5 protein-coding genes and 1 tRNA gene are annotated in these 6,534 nt (G+C 51.8%); 3 read left to right on the top strand and 3 right to left on the bottom strand.

All coding sequences use genetic code 11. From position 1 onward, the window contains the following. Positions 1–326 precede the first annotated feature (326 nt). Positions 327–1,061, top strand: a complete 735-nt coding sequence (locus BITS_RS00895) for a GTP pyrophosphokinase (protein ID WP_026641860.1) — start codon at positions 327–329, stop codon at positions 1,059–1,061. Between the two features lie 151 nt (positions 1,062–1,212). On the opposite strand, the gene BITS_RS00890 is transcribed toward BITS_RS00895, so the two are convergent. After that, positions 1,213–2,049 carry an aldo/keto reductase gene (locus tag BITS_RS00890; protein WP_420795444.1) on the bottom strand — a complete coding sequence of 279 codons (837 nt, stop codon included), beginning with the start codon at positions 2,047–2,049 and terminating at the stop codon, positions 1,213–1,215. 276 nt (positions 2,050–2,325) lie between these two features. Here BITS_RS00890 and BITS_RS00885 point away from each other — a divergent pair, with 276 nt between their 5' ends. After that, complete coding sequence (locus tag BITS_RS00885; protein WP_026641858.1) at positions 2,326–3,225, top strand: Bax inhibitor-1/YccA family protein; 900 nt, start codon at positions 2,326–2,328, stop codon at positions 3,223–3,225. Positions 3,226–3,429: 204 nt separating this feature from the next. On the opposite strand, the gene BITS_RS00880 is transcribed toward BITS_RS00885, so the two are convergent. Then, on the bottom strand, positions 3,430–4,065 hold the full coding sequence (locus BITS_RS00880; RefSeq protein ID WP_026641857.1) for a sugar O-acetyltransferase: 636 nt from the start codon (positions 4,063–4,065) through the stop codon (positions 3,430–3,432). Positions 4,066–4,225: 160 nt separating this feature from the next. On the opposite strand from BITS_RS00880, the gene BITS_RS00875 reads away from it, so the two are divergent. Next, positions 4,226–4,299, top strand: a tRNA-Arg gene (locus BITS_RS00875). Positions 4,300–4,429: 130 nt separating this feature from the next. Here BITS_RS00875 and dnaG read toward each other — a convergent pair. Beyond that, positions 4,430–6,517 (bottom strand): DNA primase, encoded by a 2,088-nt coding sequence (gene dnaG / locus BITS_RS00870; protein ID WP_026641856.1) that lies wholly within the window; start codon positions 6,515–6,517, stop codon positions 4,430–4,432. Positions 6,518–6,534: the final 17 nt, after the last annotated feature.

Genomic DNA, 6,534 nt, shown 5'->3' with positions numbered 1-6,534 from the left:
GAGGTCTTCCCGTTCTTCTTCATCGTTCCGTGGCATTCGGGCAAGTGGGTTCTCATACCATTCACGACAACCACATTCAAACGGCTCCCAGGCCTTGCCCCGCAACGCGCCACGTCCCGTTCCGGACACACATTCTGGCCGACCTCGAAAGTCCCCACCGCCACATTCAAACACCTCTCAGACCTTGCAGCACAAGGCATGAGAGGCGATTTCAGACACACATTCTGGCCAATAACCCACCGGTGGGAGGTTTTTGTTATGCCATCTATCGCATTCTTTGCAGTCGCGCTACGATTCCCAGCTTCTATCAGCCCTTGCGCGTTATGATGGTCTTCGTGATACTTGATCGACATGAGCACATCAATACCAATGAGATGCAGGCAAGGCTGAGAGCCGCTGGTACCCAAGACGGACAATTCGCCCCCGAGCAGATCACCGAATTCGTGGATCTCATGCAGGTGTATGAAGGTGCAATGTATGAGATCAGCACCAAGCTGGAAATTCTCGACAGTGAATTCCAGGTACGTTTCTCTCACGATCCGATCCATCATATGGAACGCCGCCTCAAGTCGGTGAATTCGATTTTGGACAAACTACGGCGCCGCGATTTGCCGATTACCACTCGTGCCATGAAGGACAATCTGTTTGATGTGGCCGGCATACGTGTCATCTGCAATTATCGAGATGACGTGTATTCCGTATCGAATTACCTGTCCGCACAATCAGACATCCAAGTGCTTCGAGTAAAGGATTACATCAAAAATCCGAAGCAGAACGGATACCGCAGCCTTCACGTTATTTATGCTGTGCCCGTGTTCCTTTCGTCCGGAGCTCATTACACCCCTGTGGAAGTGCAATTCCGCACTATCGCCATGGATTACTGGGCGAGCCTGGAACATGCTTTGCGATACAAAACAGACCTGCCCGACGACCGGCTGGTCGAGCATTCCCAGACGCTTTTGGATTGCGCTCGCAGTTTGCAGAATATCGAAGTGCAGATGCAGGGAATTCATCGCGATATCAATGGCGCTCCACAGGTTGAGAACGCGCCTTCTGCTTAATTCAAGCCATATAACGAATACCATGGAACCGCGAATATGATCTCGCAACAGTTGAGATTCTCATATCGACGTCGCGATTTCCCGGGAATATGGCCCAAATATGAATGAGGTTCCGCCTGCAATGACGGAACCTCATTCTCATGGATCTGTATCAGAAGTTGAAGTTATCCGGATCAGCACCGTTGCGCTTGCCGGTATCAATGGCATTGATGGCTGCCATTTCCTGATCATCGAGCGTAAAGTCAGCAACATCAAAATTCTGCCGAATGCGCTCGGCATGCGTGGACTTAGGCAATACGATCACACCGCGCTGCAAATGCCAACGAATCACCACTTGGGCAGCGGACTTGCCATGATGCTCGGCTATCGGCGCAAGTCGAGGATCCGAAAGCAGATTGCCTCCTGTGCCTCCAAGCGGGCTCCATGCTTCAATGGCAATGCCCTTGCTGTGCGCGAAATCAATGAGTTCCTGGTTGGCGAATTGAGGAGAAGACTCAATCTGATCCGCCGCAGGAACCACATCACTCATCGAGAGCAGACGTTCCAGATGGTGCTGCTGGAAATTGCTGACACCTATGGCACGAACGCGCTTCTCTTTGGCCAATTCCTGCAATTGTTCCCAAGCCTTTTCCCATCCATCGGCTGGCCAATGAATGAGGTAGAGATCCACATAGTCCAATCCGAGTCGTTTCAGGCTCTCCTCAAAAGCCTCCTTGGCTCGTCCTGCGCGAACGTCGTCATTCCACAGTTTAGTAGTGACGAAGATCTCTTCGCGAGCAACGCCTGACTGGCGTATGCCCTCACCCACGGATTCCTCATTGTGATAGATCATAGCCGTATCGATATGACGATATCCGGTCTTCAGTGCTTCGCGCACAGCCTCGACTGTCACTTCACCGCTTGGTGTCTGGAACACTCCCAAACCAAGCTGTGGTATCTGCACTCCATTGTTCAGGGTGATATTGTCAATTCCCATATTCATTCCCATCTGCAAAGCGGTGCCGACAACTTCGCCTATTGCTCCACGGCCGCGGATGTGCATACTGCATCATTTTGCAGACAAAGGCACGCTTCGACACCGTATGTATATGTGCGGCCATTCTATCGAGAAACCCGCAAGCTCCAACCGACGAATATGCTTATAGAGCAAAATTCAGCGTTTATTCATGCAACACCGATATAACACCAGTATTCGCATCGCCCCATTGGGTACAGTGGATAGTAGCTCGCACGGCAAGTGCGAAGAATGAATAAGGAGCCAGTCATGACCTACGGCCAACAGCCCCAGAACAACGGGCAGAACGGCAACCAAGCCTATGAGTCTTCTCAGCCGCAGTACGGCCAGACTTATGCGCAGGAACAAAGCGCACAGGCACAGCAGAATGCTCAGTACTATGCGGACCAACAACAGCCAGCATATGCCCAGCAGGCGGCATTCGCACAGCAACCATATGCGAGTGGCAACCCAATCGACACCCAGGCCACATATACATACGAAAGCGCGGTGCATTCTTCCATAACACGCGCTTATGCCGAAATGGCCATCGGCCTGCTGGTCACAATCGTTTCCGCAGTGCTCAGCTACAATTCAGGACTGCTCGTGAGTTTCCTGTCCTCGACAGGAACGATAGGGCTTATCGGCGTGACAATCGCACAGCTGGTTTTGGTATTCGTTATTTCCGCTCGCGTAATGTCAATGAGCCCAGCCATGTCGAGAATACTGTTCTACATCTATGCCGCAACCATGGGGTTCACGCTCAGTTCCATCTTCCTTGTGTACAACCTGGGCTCAATCGGCATGGCTCTTGGTCTGAGCGTAGGCTTCTTCTTCGCCCTCACCATGTTGGCTCTGACCACGAAACGCGACATGCTCAAAGCAGGTCCGATTCTTCTCACTGCTCTGATCGTGTTGGTGATCGGGCAACTCATCATGGCCTTCATACTGCCAACTTCAGGCGCCAATATGCTGATTTCTGCGATCGGATTGCTGATTTTCGCCGGCCTGACAGCATATGATGCACAGAAAACTCGAGCCCTCTTCGCGCAGTACGCGGGTCAGCCGGAAATGATCAAGCGATTCTCCATCGTATGCGCCTTGAACCTCTACCTGGACTTCGTCAACATCTTCCTCTATTTGCTTCGTATCTTCGGTAGTCGCGATTAGTCTTCTCCCGAATTAGCGCAGCCCATTCATTTCCCATCTTGGCGGCTGTGCAATTATGCCGGTGTCATGCGTCTCATTCGCACTGACACCGGCATTCTTATACTGAACACTTCATTTGCACTCAGTAATGCAACAGCCATTGCTTTATATTTCAGAGAATATGCGGAAGTTTTGAGCCGAGCTTACTAAGCCTGCTTCGCTTTTCTATTTGAGCGAATCCTTGGCACGCCGATATTCGTCAGCCTTGGATTGCCAATATTCCCGATCTTCTTGAGTGATCGGTCGCACCACTTTGCACGGATTGCCCACTGCAATACTGTGGTCTGGAATGTCCTTGACCACAACGGAACCCGCGCCAATCACCACATCCGAACCTATGGTGACGCCTGGGCATACCACAACGCTTCCGCCGAACCACACATTAGAACCGATGGTTATGGGCCGCCCGCCTTCGAGTTGCTCATTGCGTACCGGTGCATCAATCGGATGGTATGGCGTATACAAGCTCACTCTTGGACCGAAGAACACATTGTCTCCTATGGTTATGGGAGCGACATCGAGCATTATGCAGTCCACATTGGCATAGAACTGCTTTCCGATAACAATATTGCTGCCGTAATCACAATAGAACGGCGGCTCAATGGAAGCACCCTCACCCAGCTCAGCAAACAACTCATGGAAGAGACGGTCGCGTTCATCAAATGCGTCATATGCACTGTGATTGATCTCATGCAGTATTCTGCGGCGACGCATGGAGTCGTGCTGAAGCTGTTGGTCCTGCGCGATATACAGTTCGCCAGAGAGCATGCGGCTCTTTTCAAAACTTTTTTCTTGCTGCATGCAAAAATAATAGCGAACAGCTACGTACATCACTCACCCGAACTCGAACACGCCCGCTCGCATGCAGCATGAGCTTTTCATTTACGTAAATGCAACGTCTACACTGCATTGTCGACGCGAATTGGTCACGTATTGGTGGTAGGCTGTCGCATTGTTGTTCGGCCCCGTAGCTCAGCTGGATAGAGCAACTGACTTCTAATCTGTAGGTCGCCGGTTCGAACCCGGCCGGGGTCACTTCTTTTTTGTTTTCCTGCGCTGCGTGCATTCCTCATTCAACATGATGCCTCATCACGTGATTCGTTCTGATACATCATGTTGTTCGATGATATGCATACACAGACAATGGCAGAATCGACCCGCCCGCTCAGCCAACCGTATTGCCGTAAACCTGCGCTTGCAGATCCTTGCGAGCAGTTTCCATGGATGCGATCTGACCAAGCAAGGCTATCTTTTCCTCGCCATCTGGAAGTTGCTTCATTTTCTGCATCGCAGAGCCAATCCTGCGCATAAAACCACTATCCAAGAGACGAGCCAGCAGCTCAGCTGCGTATTGGCGTTCTGCAGGACTGGGCTGTCTTAGCTGCACACTGGCTGGCTCGGGACCTGAGGCAGTACCTCCACGAAAACCGTGATTATCCTCGTCTTCTTCAGGTAGAGGCAAAGGCATGACTGCCAATTCATTGATAGCCTGTTGCAACATGGGACCGGCAGCCTTCGTGAGATTATGCATCCACAGGCCTTGAGGAGTATTCGGCTGAGGCAGACCTCCCGCAGCGGCCACTGCCTGGAAGAGTGACCGAAATACCGGCGTCATGAAATTCATCAACGACAGCTGTGCAAACCATTGCGGATCGATCGCCAAAGGAATCTGAATCAGAGTTGCCATGAATTGCTGTTCACAAATGAAAACCGCATCATCGATCCGATAATAGCTTTGCTCAAGCGCACTGCGACGTTCCAAAGCCTTGCGAACCGCAGGATTGGCATATGGTGACCCTCCCCTTCGATCGGAGAAGCCATCATTGCCCTGCCTTTGCCTATCCCGAGGAGCATACGCATCCTCATCGCGCACATGCAGTCGCCTTCGTGCCGACTCAACCTCTCGCCGCATGGCATCAAGCTCAACACCGATACGACGCGCGGTTTTCCTCATATACGCATCCATTTGAGAGCGATCCCTGATTTGAGCAATAAGCTCGCTCACCGCCTTGACAGCACCGACTCGTCCCGTCGTGTACGAGGTATCAAACCGTTTGATCACCGTATTGATAACGAAGTCATACAACGGAATCGAACGCTCAATAAGCGAACGCACCGCCTCATTGCCTTGCTGAATACGCAAGTCACAAGGGTCCAGATTATCGTCAGCCACAGCCACGAAAGTCTGGGACAAGAAGGCCGAATCAAGTCCGAAAGCATGCAAAGCCGCCTTTTGTCCGGCTGCATCGCCATCGAAGGTGAACACCACACGAGAACTCAATTGGCGTCCTTCAACCTTGCGAGGACCGATCAGCTGAATGCCGCCAAGCGAATCATCGGCGATAAGCCGCCGCACGATTTTCGCATGTTCGGCACCGAACGCTGTGCCGCATGTCGCCACTGCAGTATCAATACCCGCCAAATGACACGCCATCACATCGGTGTAACCCTCGACAATGACCACCTGACGTTTCTTGACAATATTGGGTTTGGCCAAGTCAATGCCATACAAGACTTGATTCTTGCGATAGAGCTGAGTATCAGGCGTATTGATGTATTTCGCTGCGATCGCATCATCCTCATATAGCTTGCGAGCGCCAAAACCCAAGGTTCGCCCGGTTGAATCACGAATCGGCCACGTCACCCTGCCTCGGAAATAGTCATATATGCCACGTTGCCCCTGCCTTGCCAAACCGGCATCCAGCATTTCCTGCTGCGTGAATCCCTGCTCGGCCAAGTGACGGACAAGATTATCCCATCCCTGAGGTGCATAACCGCAACCAAAGCGCTCGCAGTCAGCCTGGCCAAAGCTTCTGCCTCCGAGCAGTTTCCGTGCTGCAAGCGCCTCTTTACTGGTGATTTGAGACATGAAAAACCTTTGGGCCGCCTCATTGGCCTCCAGCAATCGCGCACGCTTTGAACCTGCATGTTCAGACCGCTGCGAACCTGCCTCATAATGCAGTTCGATATGGTATTTGTCGGCCAGGAGCTCCACTGCCTCGCGGAAATCTATATTTTCCTGCTGTTCGACATATCCGAAAACGTCGCCACCAAGTCCGCAGCCGAAGCAATGCCACACTCCCAGTGATGGGCGGACGCTGAAACTGGGGGTTTTTTCGTCATGGAAAGGGCATAACCCCACAAAAGTACCGGTTCCAGAAGGTTTCAGAGTAACCGAAGCGGATACGATGTCATAAAGGTCTGCTGTTGCACGAACCTTCTCCACATCCTCTTTCAAAATCATTCCGGCCATAACACTCCACCTTACCC

The organism is Bifidobacterium tsurumiense, assembly GCF_000741765.1.
In the GTDB taxonomy this organism is placed as follows: domain Bacteria; phylum Actinomycetota; class Actinomycetes; order Actinomycetales; family Bifidobacteriaceae; genus Bifidobacterium; species Bifidobacterium tsurumiense.
The sequence above is the reverse complement of the archived record's forward strand: the minus strand, read 5'-3'. Positions and strand labels throughout refer to the sequence as shown.